Annotated in this window: 1 protein-coding gene; it reads right to left on the reverse strand. The window is 58.0% G+C overall.

Features of this window, described 5'->3' with window-relative positions:
* Positions 1 to 283: polysaccharide biosynthesis protein (locus tag V7680_RS15720; protein ID WP_335654187.1), on the reverse strand; the 283-nt coding region annotated here is incomplete at both ends.

The following is a 283-nucleotide window of genomic DNA, read 5'->3' on the forward strand; positions in this document are numbered from 1 at the left end:
CAAGCAAGACCAAACGGGCCGCCTCTGGAATCGTCATAAAGAAACGCGTGACGTCCTTGTGGGTCACTGTCACTGGCCCCCCACCGGCGATTTGTTTCTGGAACAACGGCAGGACAGAGCCGGAGGAGCCGAGGACGTTGCCAAATCGCACCATCGCGAATTTCGTGGAAGCGTTCCGAGTCTGGGCATCCTGCACGACCAGCTCGGCCATCCGTTTGGTCGCCCCCATGATATTTGTCGGCCGTACAGCTTTGTCGGTGGAGATGAGAATGAAGCGTTCCAG

It is taken from the genome of Parasphingorhabdus sp., assembly GCF_036963705.1.
Classification (GTDB): Bacteria; Pseudomonadota; Alphaproteobacteria; order Sphingomonadales; family Sphingomonadaceae; genus Parasphingorhabdus.